This window comes from Nocardioides panacihumi (assembly GCF_039530925.1).
GTDB classification, from domain to species: Bacteria; Actinomycetota; Actinomycetes; order Propionibacteriales; family Nocardioidaceae; genus Nocardioides; species Nocardioides panacihumi.
Genome location: NZ_BAAAPB010000001.1, coordinates 1,210,153 through 1,227,762, shown reverse-complemented (window position 1 = coordinate 1,227,762; position 17,610 = coordinate 1,210,153). Strand labels below are relative to the sequence as shown.

Below are 17,610 nucleotides of genomic sequence, written 5' to 3'. Positions count from 1 at the left end.
TGTGGGAGCCTCCTGCCATGACGACCGACTCCGCGCCGGCTCCGGCTCCGCGCCGGGGACGGCCGGGCTACGACCAGGCGACCGTGCTCCGGCGCGCGATCGACCTCTTCAACCGGCAGGGGTACGACGCCACGAGCATGGGCGACCTCGCGGCCGAGCTCGGCTTCACCAAGTCCGCGATCTACCACCACGTGCCGAGCAAGACGCACCTGCTCAAGGAGGGCCTCGACGAGGCGCTGGACAACCTCAGCGCCGTGCTCGACAGGGCAGATGCGGACCGGTCCGGGTCGGCGTACGAGCGTCTCCGCGAAGCGGTCCGGGGCAGCATCGAGGTGCTCGTCGACCACCTTCCAGCGGTCACGCTGCTGCTGCGCGTGCGCGGCAACGGCGAGGTCGAGCAGGAGGCGTTGCGGCGCCGTCGCATCATCGACGACCGCCTGGCCGAGCTCGTCCAGGCGGCCGTCGCCGAGGGCGCGCTGATCGACGACCTCGACCCGTACCTGATCAGCCGCCTGCTGTTCGGCATGGTGAACTCGCTGGTCGAGTGGGTGCGCCCCGATGGCCGGTACGACGCCCGCCAGCTCGCCGATGCCGTCGCGGCCGTCGCCTTCGACGGCCTCGTCCGTCGCTGATCGGACGCCGCCAGAACCCGCCGACTCGGCGCTCGTGCACCGCGAGGATGCGCCGACTCGACCCTCCTGAGCCGCGAGGATGCGCCGACTCGACACTCCTGAGCCGCCAGGATGCGCCGACTCGGCGCTAACGCACCGCCAGAGCACGCCGAGTCGGCGCTAACGCACCGCCAGAGCACGCCGAGTCGGCGCTAACGCACCGCCAGAGCACGCCGAGTCGGCGCTAACGCACCGCCAGAGCACGCCGAGTCGGCGCTAACGCACCGCCAGAACCCGCCGACTCGGCGCTAACGCACCGCCAGAACCCGCCGACTCGGCGCTCATGCACCGCCAGGATGCGCCGACTCGACCCTCCTGAGCCGCCAGGATGCGCCGACTCGACCCTCCTGAGCCGCGAGGATGCGCCGACTCGGCCCTAGGCGGGCTGGATCGGGCGGCCGAGGGAGCGGCTGCGGCCGCGGAACTCGGCGACGACGGTCTCCCCGCTCCGGACCGTGACGTCGTAGATCCCCGACCGCTTGCGGCGGACCCGCTCGACGGCGGTCGCGACGAGTACGTCGCCGAGGCGGCCCGGCTCGAGGAGGTCGATCTCGAACCCGGACGCCACCGTCACCTCGCCGTAGGTGTTGCAGGCCAGCGCGAACGCGCTGTCGGCGAGGGTGGCGATGAGACCGCCGTGGCACAGGGCGTGGCCGTTGACCATGTCGGCCCGCACCTCCATGGTGACCTCGGCGCGGCCCGGCGCGATCGAGACGATCTCCATGCCGAGCGCGCGGCTCGCCGAGTCGTCCGCCCACATCGACTCGGCCGAGGAACGGGCGAGCTCGTCGGCGTTCACCACGTGTAGAACCCCTCGCCGCTCTTGCGACCGAGCTTCCCGGCGGCGACCAGCTCCCGGAGCAGTGCGGGCGGCTCGAAGCGCGGCCCGAGCTCGCGGGCGAGGTGCTCGGCGATGTCGAGCCTGACGTCGAGGCCGACGATGTCGGTCGTCCGCAGCGGGCCGACCGGATGGCGGTAGCCGAGGGTCATGGCGGTGTCGATGTCCTCGGCGGAGGCGACGCCCTCCTCCAGCATCCGCATCGCCTCGAGGGCGAGCATGACGCCGAGTCGGCTGGACGCGAAGCCGGGCGAGTCGGTGACGGTGATGGCCGTCTTCGCCAGGCCGGCGACCCACTGCTGGGCCCGGGTGACGAGGGCGGGGTCGGTGCGCGCCCCCACCACGATCTCGACCAGCGAGCTGGCCGGGACGGGGTTGAAGAAGTGCAGCCCGACGAGCCGGCTCGGCTCGGTCAGCGCGCCCGCGAGGGCGTCGACGGAGAGCGAGCTGGTGTTGGTGGCGATGTCGGCGCCCGGGGCCGCCTTCTCGATGCTCGCCAGCACCTGGGCCTTGAGGTCGGCCAGCTCCGGGACGGCCTCGACGACGAGCTCGGTGGCGGCGAGGTCCTCCGCCGCGGTCGACACGGTCAGGGTGCCGAACGGTCCGGTCGCGCCCTTCTCGACGGCCTTGGCCAGGCTCGCCTCGACGCGGTCGCGGGCAGCCGCGGCGGTGTCGGCGGAGGTCTCGACGACGATCACGTCGGAGCCGGCGGACAGGAACGCATGGGCGATCCCGGCGCCCATCCGGCCGCCGCCGTACACGCCGACGATGCGGGGCAGGCTGCTCACTTCTTCTCCTTCCGGCGCTCGAGGAACGCCGTCATCCGTTCGTGCTTGTCGGTCGTCTCGAACAGCACCGCCTGGGCGATGTCGTCGATCACCGGGTGCGCCTCGCGCGGTGCGTGGAAGACGGTCTTGGTGAGCCGTACGGCCAGTGGCGCCTGCCGCGCGATCCGGTCCGCCCAGCGGTGGCCGGCCGCGAGCAGGTCGTCCGGCTCGACGACCTCGTTGAGCAGCCGGAGCGCGTGCGCCTCGTCGGCGTCGAGCACCCGGCCGGCCAGCAGGATCTCCTTCGCGACCGGCTCCCCGACGAGCTCGACGAGTCGCCAGGTCCCGCCGGCGGCCGCCAGGATCCCGAGACCGGGCTCGGGGTTGCCGATGCGGGTGGTCGGCGTGCCGATCCGGAAGTCGCAGGCGTACGCGAGCTCGGCCCCTCCACCCAGCGCGTAGCCCTCGACGAGCGCGATGGTCGGCATCGGCAGCCGACGGATCCGGTCGAACAGCCCGGAGTTGATGCCGCGCAAGGCGTCGTCGCGCCGCCTCTCACGCAGCTGCCCGATGTCGGCGCCCGCGGCGAACGTGCCACCGGACCCGGTGAGCAGCAGGATGCGCGGGTCGGCCTCCAGGGTCGCGCAGACCTCGTGGAGCTCGGTGACCATCTGCTGGTCGATGGCGTTGCGTACGTCGGGTCGGTCGAGCCGTACGACGACCCGGTCGGCGCTCTCCTCGACCGCGAGGCTCGCCGTCGGAGCGGCGCTCACACCCGCTCCACCAGCAGCGCCGCGCCCTGGCCGACGCCGACGCACATCGTCGCCAGCCCCCGCCGTGCGTCCCCGCGCTCGAGCCGCCCGAGCAGGGTGAGCACGATGCGGGTGCCGGAGGCGCCGAGCGGGTGGCCGAGCGCGATGGCGCCGCCGTCGGCGTTGACGATGTCGGGGTCCAGCCCGAGGTCGCGGATGCAGGCGAGCGACTGGGAGGCGAACGCCTCGTTGAGCTCGACGACCTCGAGATCGCCCACCGACCAGCCGGCGCGCATCAGCGCCTTCTGCGTCGCGGGGACGGGTCCGATGCCCATGACGGACGGCGCGACGCCCGCGCTGGCCGCGGCGACGAGCCGCGCCCGGGGCTGCAGGCCGTGCTCGGCCACGAAGCGCTCACTGGCCACGACCACCGCTGCCGCCCCGTCGTTGAGCGAGCTCGAGTTGCCCGCGGTGACGACGCCGTCGGGACCGTTCACGGGGCGCAGGCGGGCCAGCCGCTCCAGGTTGGTGTCCGCCCGGGGACCCTCGTCGACGGCGAACTCGCCGTCGGCGGTCGGGACGGGGACGATCTCGTCGACGAACCGCCCGTTCTTGATCGCGTCGACCGCCCGCTCGTGCGAGCGCAGCGCGAAGGCGTCGAGCTCCTCGCGCGTCAGCGACCACTGCTCGGCGACCCGCTCGGCGGTCTGCGGCATCGAGAGGGTCGTGTCGGCATCGAAGCGCGGGTTGGTGAACCGCCACCCGATCGAGGTGTCGAAAGCGGCGCCCGGCTTCGCGAAGGCCTTGTCCGGCTTCTCCATCACCCACGGCGCACGCGTCATCGACTCCACGCCACCGGCGACGACCACGTCGGCGTCGCCCGCCGCGATCATCTGGCGGGCGGTCGCGATCGCGGTCAGCCCGGAGGCGCACAGCCGGTTGACGGTGAATCCGGGCACCGAGTCGGGGAAGCCCGCGAGCAGGGCGGCCATCCGGGCGACGTTGCGGTTGTCCTCCCCGGCCTGGTTGGCGGCGCCGAGGACCACCTCGTCGATGAGCTCGGGGTCGACGCCCGCGCGGCGTACCGCCTCTCCGACGGCGAGCGCCGCGAGGTCGTCGGGCCGCACCCGCGCGAGCGCGCCGCCGTAGCGGCCGATCGGCGTGCGCGCCCCGGCCAGGATGAAGGACTCGGTCATGGGTCTCCTCAGGCTCTCAGGCTCTCGGGTGTCAGGCGTCGAAGTCGACGGTGACGGTGTCGCTCACCGGATAGGTCTGGCAGGTCAGCACGTAGCCGGCCGCGACCTCAGACTCCTCCAGCGCGTAGTTGCGGACCATGTCCACCTCGCCCTGGCCGACGTGGGCGCGGCAGGTGCCGCACACGCCACCCTTGCAGGCGAAGGGCAGGTCCGTGCGCTGGGTCTGGGCCGAGTCCAGGATGCTCGTCGTGCGCGCCATCGGCGTCGTCGTGCTGCGCCCGTCGAGGATGACCGTCACCTCGCTGGTGACGCCATCCAGGCGCGCGTCCTCGTGGCGCAGCTGCGGCGGCGGCTCGTCGACGAAGAACAGCTCGAAGTGAACCCGCTCCGGAGCGACGCCGAGGTCGGTGAGGACGGCGCGCGCGTCCTCGATCATCGCCAGCGGGCCGCACAGCCACACGTGGTCGACCTGCTCGAGCGGCACCAGCAGCGTCAGGATCGTGCGCAGCCGGTCGGCGTCGAGCCGCCCGGAGAAGAGCTCGACGTCCCGCGGCTCGCGGGAGAGCACGTGGACGAGGTCGAAGCTCGGCCCGTGCAGGTTCTTCAGGTCGGCGAGCTCCTCGGCGAACATCACGGTGTTCGTCGTGCGGTTGCCGTAGAGCAGGGTGACGTCGCTGCCCTGCGCCAGGACCGTGGTGGCGATCGACAGCATCGGCGTGATGCCGGAGCCGGCTGCGATGCACAGGTGGCGCTCACCGGTCGCCCCGCGGGCGCGGAAGCTGCCCGACGGCGCCTGCACCTCGACCGAGTCGCCCGGCCGCACCTCGTGGACCAGCCAGGCCGAGAACATGCCGTGCGGGATCTCGCGCACGCCGATGCGGGGCGCGCTGCCGGCCGGGGAGCAGATGGAGTACGTGCGCCGGTGCTCGACCCCGTCGACCGTCTTGCGCAGGGTCAGCGACTGACCGGCCTCGAACGCGAACGTCTCGCGCAGCTCCTCCGGTACGTCGAACGTGACCGCCACGGCGTCGTCGGTCAGCCGCTCGACAGCAGCGACGGTCAGCTCGTGGAACTCGGTCGCCGGCCGCGGTCGAGCGGTCATCGTCGAGGTCACGTCAGATCTCCTTCACGTGGTCGAACGGCTCGAGGCAGGACAGGCAGCGGTAGAGCGCCTTGCACGCGGTCGAGCCGAACTCGGACGTCAGGTCGACGTCTGCGGATCCACAGCGGGGGCAGGTGACGTGCCGGCGTACCGGGCCGAGCGTGAGCGGCACCGGACCGCTGTGCGTGGGCGCGGTGCCGGGCGCGGAGATGCCGGCCTCGGCGAGCGCCGCGCGGCCCTGCGCGCTGATCCAGTCGGTCGTCCACGCGGGCTCGAGCGCCACCTTCACGCGAACGTCCGAGAAGCCGGCCTCGTTGAGGCTGCGCACCAGGTCGTCGCGCATCGTCGCCATGGCGGGGCAGCCGCTGTACGTCGGCGTGATCGCGACCTCGACCGCGCCGGTGTCGTCGACCGTCACGTCGCGCAGGACGCCGAGGTCGGCGAGCGTCAGCATCGGCAGCTCGGGGTCGGTGACCTCGGCCGCGACGGCCCGGGCGTCGTCGGCACGCGTGGTCAGCACGGTCATCGCGGTCACCAGCGCCCCAGGGGGTGAGCACGCGCGACGACCTGCATCTCGGCGAGCATGCGGCTGAGCGCCTCGGTGTGGAAGCCGTGACGACCGGTGCGGCCACGTACGCCGGCCAGCGCGGCCCGGTCGGGGCGGGCGACGGCGGCTGCGGCGAGCACCTGGTCGAGCACGGCGTTCGCGGAGTCGGCCGCCGTGGACGGGTCCACGCCCACGCCTGCGCCGGCCACGTCCTGCTCGACCGGGTGCGCGGAGAACAGCTCCGGCCACATCGGGTAGAGGGCGTCGAGCGCCGCCAGGAGGCGACGGCGCGACTCGTCGGTGCCGCCCGCGAGGGTGACGAACCAGCGGCCGGCGAAGTCGCGGTGGTAGGCGAGCTCCTTCACGCCCTTCGCCGCCACGGCCGCGAGCACGGCGTCACGGCTGGCCGCGAGCCGCTCGAACAGCGCGAGGCGCCACGTCGAGAACAGCAGCACCCGGACGACGACGTCGGCGAAGTCGCCGTTCGGCACCTCTGCCAGCCGCACGTTGCGGAACGCGTCGGCGTCGCGGAAGAACGCCAGCGCGTCCTCCGCGGGGACGGGCGAGCCCTCGGGGAGCGCGGGCACGACCGACGGGTCGGCAGCGGCCGCGCGGGCGAGCAGCAGCCTGGCCTGTCCGAGCAGGTCCAGCGCGATGTTGGCCAGCGCGATGTCCTCCTCCAGGTCCGGCGCGCGGCTGCACCACTCCGACAGCCGCTGGGAGAGCACGAGCGCGTCGTCGCCGAGCATCAGGCAGTACGTCGCGAGGGCGGTCGCATCGACACCGTCCGGGACCGTCGTGTCGACGCCCGCGAGCGGGTCCTCGAAGTCGGTGCCGAACGCCCAGTGCGCGTCGTTGACCAGCAGGCCGTCGTACGCGCTGTCGTGGTCGTCGGGGGCGTGGGTGTGGATCTCTGTCATGGCCAGGGCCCTCACATGTGCGGGACGTCGTCGGGGATGTCGTAGAACGTCGGGTGCCGGTAGACCTTGTCGCCCGACGGCGCGAACAGCGGGTCCTTCTCGTCGGGGCTCGAGGCGGTGATCTCGGACGAGCGGACGACCCAGATGCTGACGCCCTCGTTGCGGCGGGTGTAGACGTCGCGGGCGTGGCGAAGCGCCATCGCGTCGTCGGCCGCGTGCAGCGAGCCGACGTGCACGTGGTTGAGGCCGCGCTTGCCGCGGACGAACACCTCGTAGAGCGGCCACTCGGCGCGGGGCCCGGTCGACTCCGTCATCGGGCGGTCTCCTCTCGGGCGGCGTAGGCCATCGCGGCCTCGCGCACCCACGCTCCGTCGTCGTACGCCTTGCGCCGGTGCGCGAGCCGCTGCTCGTTGCACGGGCCGTTGCCCTTGACCACAGCCCAGAACTCGTCCCAGTCGACCTCTCCGAAGTCGTAGGACTGCCGCTCCTCGTTCCACCGGATGTCCGGGTCGGGCAGGGTGACGCCCAGCTTCTCCGCCTGCGGCACGGTCATGTCGACCATGCGTTGGCGCAGCTCGTCGTTGGTGTGCCGCTTGATGCCCCAGGCCATCGACCGCTCGGTGTTGGGCGAGTCGCCGTCGGGCGGGCCGAACATCATCAGCGCCGGCCACCAGAAGCGGTCCACGGACTCCTGCACCATCTCGCGCTGCGCGTCGGTGCCGCGCATCATCGTCATGAGCAGCTCGTAGCCCTGCCGCTGGTGGAAGGACTCCTCCTTGCAGACGCGGATCATCGCCCGGCCGTACGGCCCGTACGACGTCCGGCACAGCGGCACCTGGTTGCAGATGGCGGCGCCGTCGACGAGCCAGCCGATCGTGCCGACGTCGGCGTAGGAGAGGGTCGGGTAGTTGAAGATCGAGGAGTACTTCTGGGCACCGCTCATCAGCTTCAGGGTGAGCTCCTCGCGGGAGACGCCCAGGGTCTCGCAGGCCGAGTAGAGGTAGAGCCCGTGACCGGCCTCGTCCTGCACCTTGGCGAGCAGGATCGCCTTGCGGCGCAGCGACGGTGCGCGCCCGATCCAGTTGCCCTCCGGCTGCATCCCGATGATCTCGGAGTGAGCGTGCTGGGCGATCTGGCGCACCAGCGTCTTGCGGTAGTCCTCCGGCATCCAGTCGCGCGGCTCGATCCGATCGTTGTGCGCGATGGTCGAGTCGAACGCCAGCTGCAGGTCGGCCTCGTCCGCGACGGCTGTCATCGGTGTCCTCCGTCATCCTCACAGGTATTTACTGACCGAGCGGTCTGTAATAGCGTGACACATCGAGCGCCGACCTGGCAACGACGTGTGACGGAAGGACTGACGTGAGCGAGATGCTGGAGAGCTACGCGGCGGGGCGCTGGTTCCGCGCCTCCGACGAGGGCGAGCCCCTGCTCGATGCCGTGACCGGCGAGGAGGTCGCCCGCATCTCGAGTCGTGGCCTCGACCTCGCCGCGATGGTCGACCACGCGCGCACCGTCGGCGGTCCGGCCGTCCGGGCGCTGACCTTCCACGAGCGCGCGGCCCTGCTCAAGCAGCTCGCCAAGCACCTCTCCGAGGACAAGGACGAGCTATACGCCCTGTCGGCGCGCACCGGCGCGACGAAGCGCGACTCCATGGTCGACATCGACGGCGGCTTCGGCACGCTGTTCTCGTTCGCGAGCAAGGGCACGCGCGAGCTGCCCAACGACACCGTCGTGCTGGACGGCCCGCTCGAGCGGCTGGGTCGCGGCGGCACGTTCGTCGGCCAGCACGTCTACACGTCGCGCCCGGGCGTCGCGGTCCAGATCAACGCGTTCAACTTCCCGGTGTGGGGCATGCTCGAGAAGCTCGCGCCGGCGTTCCTGGCGGGGCTCCCGTCGATCGTGAAGCCGGCCAGCCAGACGGCGTACCTCACCGAGGCCGTCGTACGCCGGATCATCGACTCCGGCATCCTCCCGGAGGGCTCGCTGCAGCTGCTCAGCGGCAGCGCGGGCTCGCTGCTCGACCACCTGGGCGTGCAGGACTCCGTGGCGTTCACCGGCTCGGCCCACACCGCCGGCATCCTGCGCACGCACCCGTCCGTCGTGCACGGCGGCCTGGCGCTCGGCGTCGAGGCCGACTCGCTGAACTGCTCGATCCTCGGCCCGGACGTCTCCGTCGACGACCCGGAGTTCGACCTCTTCGTCAAGGGCGTCGTCACCGAGATGACGGTCAAGGCGGGCCAGAAGTGCACCGCGATCCGTCGCGCCATCGTGCCGTCGTCGGTCGCCGACGCCGTCGTCGCGGCGATCTCCGCGCGGCTGGCGAAGACCACCGTCGGCGACCCCACCGACGAGTCCGTGCGGATGGGCGCGCTCGCCTCGCTGGCGCAGCGCGACGAGGTGCGCAAGGCGATCGAGGCGCTGCGCTCCTCCGCCGACATCGTGTACGGCGACCCCGAGCGGGTGGAGCTGGTCGGCGCGGACGCCGAGCGCGGCGCGTTCATGTCCCCGGTGCTGCTGCGCGCCCGCCCCGGCGCGGTCGAGCCGCACGACGTCGAGCCGTTCGGCCCGGTCAGCACCGTCCTCACCTACGACTCGCTCGACGAGGCGATCGCCCTCGCGGCCCGCGGCAAGGGCAGCCTGGTCGGCTCCCTGGTCACGCACGACCCGTCCGTCGCCCGGACCGTGACGCTCGGCCTCGCGCCCTGGCACGGCCGCATCCTGGTGCTCGACCGCGACGACGCCGGCGAGTCGACCGGGCACGGGTCGCCGCTCCCGGTGCTGGTGCACGGCGGCCCCGGCCGCGCGGGTGGCGGCGAGGAGCTCGGCGGCATCCGCGGCGTGCTCCACCACATGCAGCGCACGGCCCTGCAGGGGTCGCCCGACATGCTCACGGCGATCACCGGGCGTTGGACCACCGGCTCGGCGCGTGCGGTCGGCGAGGTGCACCCCTTCCGCAAGAGCCTCGCCGAGCTGCGGATCGGCGACACGGTCGAGAGCGCCTCGCGCACGGTGTCCCTGGCGGACATCGACCACTTCGCGGAGTTCACGGGCGACACGTTCTACGCCCACACCGACCCTGAGGCCGCCGCCGCGAACCCGCTGTTCGGCGGCATCGTGGCGCACGGCTACCTCGTGGTCTCGCTGGCCGCCGGGCTGTTCGTCGAGCCGAACCCGGGCCCGGTGCTCGCCAACTTCGGGGTCGACAACCTGCGATTCCTCACGCCGGTCAAGGCGGGCGACACGATCAGCGTGCAGCTGACGGTCAAGCAGATCACGCCGCGCACGTCGGCCGACTACGGCGAGGTGCGCTGGGACGCGGTGGTCTCCAACGCCGACGGTGAGGCCGTCGCCACCTACGACGTGCTCACCCTGGTCGCGAAGACCTGGCCGGCCTGATGCACCGCATCACGATCGAGTACGCCGGCCCGGCCGATCCGGCGGCGTTCGACGCGCGCTACCGGGAGGCCCACGTGCCGCTCGTGCTGGCGCTGCCGGGGTTGAGCCGCTTCACGATGACCCACCCGCGCGGCCTCGGCGGCGAGGCGCCGTACCTCGTCGCCGAGCTCTGGTTCGACGACGCCGACTCCATGAAGACCGCGATGCGGTCGCCGGAGATGGCCGCGACGGCCGCCGACGCCGAGACGTACGACGTCACGTCGACGACCATGTTCACCGGTGAGGTCGTCGACGTTTCCTGACGCCGAGTCGGCGCAACCTCGCACCCCAGCACGGCCGAGTCGGCGCAACCTCGCACCCCAGCACGGCCGAGTCGGCGCAACCTCGCACCCCAGCACGGCCGAGTCGGCGCAACCTCGCAGCCAAGCAGGGCCGAGCTGCGAGGATGAGCCGACTCGGGCTCCCTGAACTGCCAGGACGCGCCGACTCGAGCACCCTCAGCTGCCAGGACGCGCCGACTCGGGCTCCCTCAGCTGCCAGGACGCGCCGACTCGACCTCCCTGAACTGCCAGGACGCGCCGACTCGACGGGTCAGAGGCGTGCGATGGCGGAGGCCGGGTTCTCGATCGCGTCGGCGACGGAGCGCATGAAACCGGCCGCCGTGCCGCCGTCGCAGACCCGATGGTCGAAGACGAAGGACATCTGGGTGATCTTGCGCGGCACGATCTGGCCGTCGACCACCCAGGGTCGGTCGATGATCCGGCCGAAGCCGAGGATCGCGACCTGCGGGTGGTTGATGATCGCTGCGCTGCCGTCGACCCGGAAGCCGCCGTAGTTGTTGAGCGTGAACGTCCCGGCGGAGAGCTCCTCGGCGGTCGCCTTGCCGACCCGGGCGCGGGCGGTGACGTCGCGGATGGCCCGGTCCAGGCCTGCGGTCGTCATCGCGTCGGCGCCGAGCACGGCCGGGACGACGAGCCCGCGGTCGCCCTGGACGGCGAGGCCGAGGTTGATCGCGTCGTACTCCACGATCTCGTCTCGCTCGGTGTCCAGCCGGGCGTTGAGGACGGGGTAGGCCTTGAGCCCCGCCACGACGAACCGGGCGATGTAGGCGAGCAGGCCCGGACCGGCGTCGTCCGCCGTGCGCGCCGACTCCCGGAGGTCCCAGAGGGCGGTGGCGTCGACGTCGACCCAGACCGTCGCCTCGGGGATCTCGGCCCTGCTGCGCGACAGGGCAGCGGACACCGCCTTGCGGAAGCCGTTGAGCGGCACACGGCGCTCGCCGGCGGCAGGCTCGACCGGCACGCGAGGCGCGGCGGGCGCGGCGGCCGGAGCGGCGGCCGCGATGGCCCGCTCGACGTCGGACTTCGTGACGATGCCGTGGTAGCCGGTCGGCTCGATGCCGTGCAGGTCCACGCCGTGGTCGTGGGCGAGCCTTCGCACCAGCGGCGAGATGACGCGGACGGGGCCACGGCCGGCAGGTACGGCGGTCGCGGGCGGCCCGGAGCGAGCGACGGTGCGCGGGCGGCGCCGGCGCCCGGCGCCCGCCTGGGTCGACGTGCCGTAGCCGATCAGGACGTTGCCCGAGCCGGCCTGCTCCTCCTCGCGGTAGGTGTCGGCCTCCCGTTCCCCGGCGGAGGCATCAGCAGAGCCTCCCGCAGACTCTCCCGCGGCGTCGCCGGCCGGAGCACCGATCGTGATCAGCGGCTTCCCGACGTCGACAGTCTCGCCCTCGGCGGCGTGCAGCGTGACGACGCGGCCGGCGTACGGGCTGGGCACCTCGACGACCGACTTGGCGGTCTCGACCTCCACGACCGTCTGGTCGATCGTGACGACGTCTCCCTCGGCGACGAGCCAGTGGACCACCTCGGCCTCGGTGAGACCCTCCCCGAGGTCGGGCAGCAGGAACGTCTGCGCGGTGCTCATGCGTCCTCCCACTGCAGGTCGTCGACGGCGTCGAGGATCCGGTCGACCGACGGCAGCTGGAAGTGCTCCAGCTTCGGCGGCGGGAACGGGATGTCGAAGCCGGTCACTCGCCGCACCGGGGCGGACAGGGAGTGGAAGCAGCGCTCGCTGACCCGCGCCGCGATCTCCGAGGCGACGCTCGCGAACCCGCTCGCCTCCGCCACGACGACCGCGCGGCCCGTCGACTCGACCGCGGCGCACACGGTCGCGTCGTCGAAGGGCACGATCGAGCGCACGTCCACGACCTGCAGGCTGCGCCCGTCGCGCTGCGCGGCCTCGGCCGCCTCCAGCGCGACCGGCACCGACGGGCCGTAGGCGATGAGGGTGGCGTCGGTCCCCGGGCGGCGTACGACGGCCTTGCCGATGCCCGGCTCGTGCCCGCGGCCGAGCGCGACCTCGTCCTTGGCCCAGTAGAGCTTCTTCGGCTCGAGGAAGACGACCGGGTCGGGCGACGCGATCGCCTCGCGCATCAGGGCGTAGGCGTCGGACGGCGTCGACGGGGCGAGGACGTGCAGGCCCGGCGTGTGGGCGTAGTAGGCCTCGGAGGAGTCGCAGTGGTGCTCGACACCGCCGATGCCGCCGGCGTACGGGAGGCGGATGACCAGCGGCAGCTGGACCTGGCCGCGGGTCCGGTTGCGCATCTTGGCGATGTGGCTCACGACCTGCTCGAACGCCGGGTAGCCGAACGCGTCGAACTGCATCTCGATGACCGGGCGCATGCCGTTCATCGCCAGGCCGACCGCGAAGCCGGCGATGCCGGACTCGGCGAGCGGGGTGTCGAAGCAGCGGTCCTCGCCGAACTCCGCCGTGAGACCGTCGGTGACCCGGAAGACGCCGCCGAGCGGACCGACGTCCTCACCGAACATCAGGACGGTGGGGTCCTCGGCCATCGCGTCGCGCAGGGCGCGGTTGATCGCCTGCGCCATGCTCAGCTTCTCGTGGCCCACCTCGTGAGCCGTCTCGTTGGCCATCTCGTTGGCCGTCTCGCGCTCCATCAGTGGGCGTCCTCTCGGCTGAGCTCGTCATGCACGAGCGCGAGCTGCTCCTCGAGCTGCGGGGTCGGCTGCGCGTAGACGAAGCGGAACAGGTCCTCGGGGTCGGGTACGACGTCGCGGTTCAACCCGTCGCGGGTGTGCTGCGCGACCCGCTCGGCCTCCTCGGCGAAGGCCGCGGCCTGCGCGTCGTCGAGGGCCCCCACCGCCCGCAGGTAGGTCTCGAGCCGCAGGATCGGGTCCTTCGCGACCCACCCGGCGACCTCGTCGTCCTGGCGGTAGCGGGTGGCGTCGTCGGCGTTCGTGTGCGCCTGCATGCGGTAGGTGTGCGCCTCCACCAGCTGCGGCCCTTCGCCGGCCCGCGCGCGATCGACCGCGTCACCGAGCACGCGCAGCAGTGCCGCGAGGTCGTTGCCGTCGACGCGCTCGCCCGGGACGCCGTACCCGATGCCCTTGTGCGCGAGCGACGGCGCGACCGACTGCCGCGCCAGTGGCACGGAGATGGCGTACTCGTTGTTCTGGATGAAGAAGACCACCGGCGTCTTGAAGACCGCGGCGAAGTTCAGCGCCTCGTGGAAGTCGCCCTCACTGGTGGCGCCGTCGCCGCACATCGCCATCACGACGGTGTCCTCGCCGCGCAGCCGGGCCGCGTGCGCGACCCCGACCGCGTGCAGCAGCTGGGTCGCCAGCGGCGTCGCCTGCGGGGCCACCTTGTGCTCGTAGGGGTCGTAGCCGGAGTGCCAGTCGCCCTTGAGCAGCACGAGCGTGTCGACCGGGTCGACGCCGCGGGCCACGATGGCGGCGGTGTCGCGGTACGTCGGGAAGAGCCAGTCCTGCTCGGACAGCACCTGGGCGGCCGCCACCTGGCAGGCCTCCTGGCCGTGCGACGAGGGGTAGACCGCGAGGCGACCCTGCCGGACGAGCGCGTAGGCCTGCTCGTTGAGGCGGCGGGCGGTGACGAGGCCCGCGTACCCGTGCAGGAGCGCGTCCGTCGCAGGGAGGCTCGTCCCACCCGCGGCCGTCGGGCGGCCGTCGGGATCGATGAGCATGACGGGCTCGGGCGACGGCAACAAGCGATCTGCGTCACGTGTCATGCGTCAATGCTGATCGGGAGCGCCGTTGAATGCCAGCCACGGGCAGGATCGGAGAGGATGTCCACGCGAAGGGCATGTTCCGTTGCCGAACGTCCAGATCCGGAGGATGAACGAGCGTGGTCACGAGACAAGTTGCAGGCGGCCTCGACGAGGTCGATCAGCAGATCGTCGAGGAGCTGCGCCGCGACGGCCGGCTGTCGATGCGGGCGCTGGCGGAGCGGCTGCACATCTCGCGGGCGAACGCCTACGCGCGGGTGGAGCGGCTGGAGTCCGGCGGCGTGATCCGCGGCTACCACGCCGACATCGACCCGGTGCTCGCCGGGCTCCGGACGACGGCGTACGTCACCGTCACGCTGCAGCAGGCCGAGTGGCGCACGGTGCGCGACAAGCTCCAGGCGCTGCAGGGCGTGGAGCACATCGGGCTGGTCGGTGGCGACTTCGACGTGATCCTGCTCGTCCGGGCCCGTGACAACGCCGACCTGCGCCGGATCGTGCTCGACCAGATCCAGGGCATGGAGGGTGTCCTCAACACCCGCACACTGCTGGTCTTCGAGGAGCCGCAGGTGCGTCCGCCCGCGGGCCCGGCGCTGCCCTGAGCCGTCAGAAGGGGTACGTCGCGGGCTTGCCTCGAACCGTGATCCAACGCGTCTCGGTGAACGCCTCGACGTTGGCCGCCGCACCACCGAACCGGGAGCCGGTGCCGGACGCCTTGACACCGCCGAACGGCGCCACCGCCTCGTCGTTCACGGTCTGGTCGTTGATGTGGACGATGCCCGTCGGGATCTGCTCGGCGATCTCCAGTCCGCGCATGACGTCCTGGGTCACGATGCCCAGCGACAGCCCGTACTCGCTGTCCGCGGCCAGCTTGATCGCCTCCTCGACGGAGTCGACCCGGGTCACCGGTGCCACCGGGCCGAAGATCTCCTCGCCGAACGCCGGCGAGCGCAACGGCACCTGGGCGAGCACCGTCGCCTGGTAGAAGAGCCGGTCGTAGGAGCCGCCCGCGGCGAGGGTCGCGCCCGCGTCGGTGCTGGCCGTGACCAACCGGTGGACCTTGTCCCGCTGGCGCTCGTCGATCAGCGGACCGAGCGCGACCTGGTCGGTGGCGGGATCACCGACCGGGAGGTGGCGCGCCTTCTCGGCGAGCGCGTCCACGAAGTCGTCGTACACCGAGGCGGCGACGAGGTGGCGTCCTGTCGTCATGCAGATCTGGCCCTGGTTCAGGAACGAGCCCCAGGCCGCGAGCCCGGCGGCGGCCTCCACGTCGGCGTCCTCGAGCACCAGCATCGCCGAGTTCCCACCGAGCTCGAGGTGGGCACGTTTGAGGTGCTGCCCGGCGAGCTCGCCGATCCGACGGCCGACCGCCGTCGAGCCGGTGAAGGAGATGACCCGCACGTTCGGGTCGGTGACCATGGCCTCGCCGACGTCGGGACCGCCCGGGAGCATCTGCAGCACGCCCGGCGGGAGCCCCGCCTCCTCGAAGATGCGGGCCAGAACGGTGCCCCCGGTCACGGCGGTCCGCGGGTCCGGCTTGAGCAGCACGGCGTTGCCGAGCGCGAGGGCGGGCGCAACGGAGCGGATGCCGAGGATGATCGGCACGTTGAACGGCGAGATGACGCCGACGATCCCGGCAGGCACGCGGCGCGCCATCGAGAGCCGCGGCTCCTCACTGGGCAGCAGCTCGCCGTACGGACGACTCGGCAGGGTCGAGGCCTCGTAGCACTCCTCGGCAGCGACGTGCAGCGCGAAACCGGCCATGCCCGGGATCGCACCGACCTCGCGGATGTTCCAGTCCTGGATCTCGTCCGCGTGCTGCTGCCACAGGTCGCCGGCCTTGCGCAGGACGGCTGCGCGCACCGGGTACGGCGTCGCGGCCCATGCGCGTTGCGCCTCGACGGCGGCCGCCGCGGCCTCGGCGACGTCCTCGGGGGTGGCGGCACCCATCCGGCCGAGCTCGTTCCCGGTCGCCGGCTCCACGACGGCGTAGTCGCCACCCCGCGCCTCCTGCCACCGGCCGCGGATGAAGATGCTGCCCTGCCAGTCGACCGCGTCGAGCAGTCCCATGAGCGTCGTCCCATCCGATCGCCGGTCGGCCGTGCGGCCCTTGTCCAGCATCGTTCTCCTCGGCTCGTTGATCGGTCAACGACCAGGGAGATGCTTCCGCTCGGCGGAAGCCGGTCGTGGACGGCGGATGAGGTCCGCGACTAGAAACGGCGCATGCGTACCGAGGTCGCCATCATCGGGGCCGGCCCGGCCGGCCTGCTGCTCGCCCACCTGCTCGCCCAGGACGGCGTCGAGTCGATCGTCGTCGAGACGCGGACGCAGGAGTACGTCGCCGCGCGCATCCGCGCCGGGATCCTCGAGCACTCCAGCGTCGAGCTCCTGCGCTCGGTCGGGCTCGGCGCCGGCATCGAGGCCCACGGGCACGAGCACCGCGGCATCTACCTGCAGTGGCCCCACGAGAGGCACCACCTCGACTTCGTGGACCTCGTCGGCCGCAGCGTGTGGGTCTACGGACAGACGCAGGTGCAGGCCGACCTGGTGGCTGCGTCCGAGGCCGCCGGCCGGCACGTGGTCTACGGCGTCTCCGAGACCGCGGTCCACGACCTGGAGACCGACCGGCCGTCGGTGACGTTCACCGACGCGGACGGCGTCGGGCAACGGATCGACGCCGACGTGGTGGTCGGGTGCGACGGCTCGTTCGGCGTCAGCCGGGCCGCCGTACCCGACAGCGTGCGACAGACCTGGGAGCGGGTCTACCCCTACTCGTGGCTGGGCATCCTCGCCGACGTGGCGCCGTCGACGGACGAGCTGATCTACGCCTGGCACCCCGACGGCTTCGCGCTGCACTCGATGCGCTCGGAGTCCGTCAGCCGGTTCTACCTCCAGGTGCCCAACGGCACCGACGTCGCCACGTGGTCCGACGACCGGATCTGGGACGGCCTCGCGACGCGCCTCGGGCACGGCCAGGACGGCTGGCAGCTCGACCCGGGACCGATCACCGACCGGAGCGTGCTGCCGATGCGCAGCTTCGTGCAGCAGCCGATGCGGCACGGGCGCCTCTTCCTCGCCGGCGACGCCGCGCACATCGTCCCGCCCACCGGCGCCAAGGGCCTCAACCTGGCCATCGCGGACGTCGCACTGCTCGCCCCGGCGCTCACCGAGCTGCTCCGGCGACGCGACGGAGGGCTCGCCGACGCGTACTCCGACACCGCCTTGCGCCGCGTCTGGCGCTGCGAGCACTTCTCGTGGTGGATGACCTCGATGCTGCACGTCTCCGACGATCCGTTCGACGCGCAGCTGCAGCTCTCCCAGCTCCGCTGGGTGACGTCCAGCGAGGCCGGCGCCGCGGGGCTCGCCGAGAACTACGCGG

General features: G+C 72.3%; 18 protein-coding genes. 5 read left to right on the top strand and 13 right to left on the bottom strand.

Going from position 1 to position 17,610, the window contains the following annotated elements:
- Window positions 1-17 precede the first annotated feature (17 nt).
- Complete coding sequence (locus ABD205_RS05825) at window positions 18-632, top strand: TetR/AcrR family transcriptional regulator (RefSeq protein ID WP_344043333.1); 615 nt, start codon at window positions 18-20, stop codon at window positions 630-632.
- A gap of 415 nt (window positions 633-1,047) precedes the next feature.
- Here the strand turns inward: ABD205_RS05825 and paaI are convergent, their stop codons facing one another.
- From paaI to paaA, 9 genes are read right to left on the bottom strand one after another with little or no spacing between them, the layout of a single operon-like run.
- Entirely contained in the window at window positions 1,048-1,473 is a 426-nt protein-coding gene (paaI, locus tag ABD205_RS05820; RefSeq protein ID WP_344043331.1) for a hydroxyphenylacetyl-CoA thioesterase PaaI, read from the bottom strand.
- Window positions 1,467-2,297 (bottom strand): 3-hydroxyacyl-CoA dehydrogenase family protein, encoded by an 831-nt coding sequence (locus ABD205_RS05815; RefSeq protein ID WP_344043329.1) that lies wholly within the window; start codon window positions 2,295-2,297, stop codon window positions 1,467-1,469. The genes paaI and ABD205_RS05815 overlap by 7 nt, the downstream gene beginning before the upstream one ends.
- The gene (locus ABD205_RS05810) at window positions 2,294-3,049 is read right to left on the bottom strand and encodes an enoyl-CoA hydratase/isomerase family protein (RefSeq protein ID WP_344043327.1); all 756 of its coding nucleotides are present in this window, start codon (window positions 3,047-3,049) and stop codon (window positions 2,294-2,296) included. The genes ABD205_RS05815 and ABD205_RS05810 overlap by 4 nt, the downstream gene beginning before the upstream one ends.
- On the bottom strand, window positions 3,046-4,224 hold the full coding sequence (locus ABD205_RS05805; protein WP_344043325.1) for a thiolase family protein: 1,179 nt from the start codon (window positions 4,222-4,224) through the stop codon (window positions 3,046-3,048). The genes ABD205_RS05810 and ABD205_RS05805 overlap by 4 nt, the downstream gene beginning before the upstream one ends.
- Window positions 4,225-4,255: 31 nt before the next feature.
- Window positions 4,256-5,338 (bottom strand): 1,2-phenylacetyl-CoA epoxidase subunit PaaE, encoded by a 1,083-nt coding sequence (paaE, locus tag ABD205_RS05800; RefSeq protein WP_344043323.1) that lies wholly within the window; start codon window positions 5,336-5,338, stop codon window positions 4,256-4,258.
- Window position 5,339: 1 nt separating this feature from the next.
- Window positions 5,340-5,852, bottom strand: coding sequence for a 1,2-phenylacetyl-CoA epoxidase subunit PaaD (gene paaD, locus ABD205_RS05795; protein ID WP_344044468.1), 513 nt, complete (start codon window positions 5,850-5,852; stop codon window positions 5,340-5,342).
- A 5-nt stretch (window positions 5,853-5,857) separates the two neighbouring features.
- A complete protein-coding gene (gene paaC, locus ABD205_RS05790; RefSeq protein ID WP_344043321.1) occupies window positions 5,858-6,793 on the bottom strand; it encodes a 1,2-phenylacetyl-CoA epoxidase subunit PaaC in 936 nt (311 codons plus the stop codon).
- Between the two features lie 11 nt (window positions 6,794-6,804).
- Window positions 6,805-7,107, bottom strand: coding sequence for a 1,2-phenylacetyl-CoA epoxidase subunit PaaB (gene paaB, locus ABD205_RS05785; protein ID WP_344043319.1), 303 nt, complete (start codon window positions 7,105-7,107; stop codon window positions 6,805-6,807).
- A complete protein-coding gene (paaA, locus tag ABD205_RS05780) occupies window positions 7,104-8,048 on the bottom strand; it encodes a 1,2-phenylacetyl-CoA epoxidase subunit PaaA (RefSeq protein ID WP_344043317.1) in 945 nt (314 codons plus the stop codon). The genes paaB and paaA overlap by 4 nt, the downstream gene beginning before the upstream one ends.
- A gap of 113 nt (window positions 8,049-8,161) precedes the next feature.
- On the opposite strand from paaA, the gene paaZ reads away from it, so the two are divergent.
- Window positions 8,162-10,189, top strand: a complete 2,028-nt coding sequence (gene paaZ, locus ABD205_RS05775; RefSeq protein ID WP_344044467.1) for a phenylacetic acid degradation bifunctional protein PaaZ — start codon at window positions 8,162-8,164, stop codon at window positions 10,187-10,189.
- Window positions 10,189-10,491 carry an EthD family reductase gene (locus ABD205_RS05770; protein WP_344043315.1) on the top strand — a complete coding sequence of 101 codons (303 nt, stop codon included), beginning with the start codon at window positions 10,189-10,191 and terminating at the stop codon, window positions 10,489-10,491. The genes paaZ and ABD205_RS05770 overlap by 1 nt, the downstream gene beginning before the upstream one ends.
- Window positions 10,492-10,780: 289 nt before the next feature.
- On the opposite strand, the gene ABD205_RS05765 is transcribed toward ABD205_RS05770, so the two are convergent.
- From ABD205_RS05765 to pdhA, 3 genes are read right to left on the bottom strand one after another with little or no spacing between them, the layout of a single operon-like run.
- Window positions 10,781-12,112, bottom strand: a complete 1,332-nt coding sequence (locus tag ABD205_RS05765) for a dihydrolipoamide acetyltransferase family protein (RefSeq protein WP_344043313.1) — start codon at window positions 12,110-12,112, stop codon at window positions 10,781-10,783.
- Window positions 12,109-13,146, bottom strand: coding sequence for an alpha-ketoacid dehydrogenase subunit beta (locus ABD205_RS05760; protein WP_344043311.1), 1,038 nt, complete (start codon window positions 13,144-13,146; stop codon window positions 12,109-12,111). The genes ABD205_RS05765 and ABD205_RS05760 overlap by 4 nt, the downstream gene beginning before the upstream one ends.
- On the bottom strand, window positions 13,146-14,237 hold the full coding sequence (gene pdhA, locus ABD205_RS05755) for a pyruvate dehydrogenase (acetyl-transferring) E1 component subunit alpha (RefSeq protein WP_344043309.1): 1,092 nt from the start codon (window positions 14,235-14,237) through the stop codon (window positions 13,146-13,148). Before pdhA ends, ABD205_RS05760 begins: the two co-directional genes overlap by 1 nt.
- A 116-nt stretch (window positions 14,238-14,353) precedes the next feature.
- On the opposite strand from pdhA, the gene ABD205_RS05750 reads away from it, so the two are divergent.
- Entirely contained in the window at window positions 14,354-14,833 is a 480-nt protein-coding gene (locus ABD205_RS05750) for an Lrp/AsnC family transcriptional regulator (RefSeq protein ID WP_344043307.1), read from the top strand.
- A gap of 4 nt (window positions 14,834-14,837) precedes the next feature.
- Here the strand turns inward: ABD205_RS05750 and ABD205_RS05745 are convergent, their stop codons facing one another.
- Window positions 14,838-16,352: a benzaldehyde dehydrogenase gene (locus tag ABD205_RS05745; RefSeq protein ID WP_344043305.1), complete on the bottom strand. Its 1,515-nt coding sequence runs from the start codon at window positions 16,350-16,352 to the stop codon at window positions 14,838-14,840.
- Between the two features lie 102 nt (window positions 16,353-16,454).
- On the opposite strand from ABD205_RS05745, the gene ABD205_RS05740 reads away from it, so the two are divergent.
- A partial coding sequence (locus tag ABD205_RS05740) for a 4-hydroxybenzoate 3-monooxygenase (protein ID WP_344043302.1) occupies window positions 16,455-17,610 on the top strand: 1,156 nt, incomplete at its 3' end.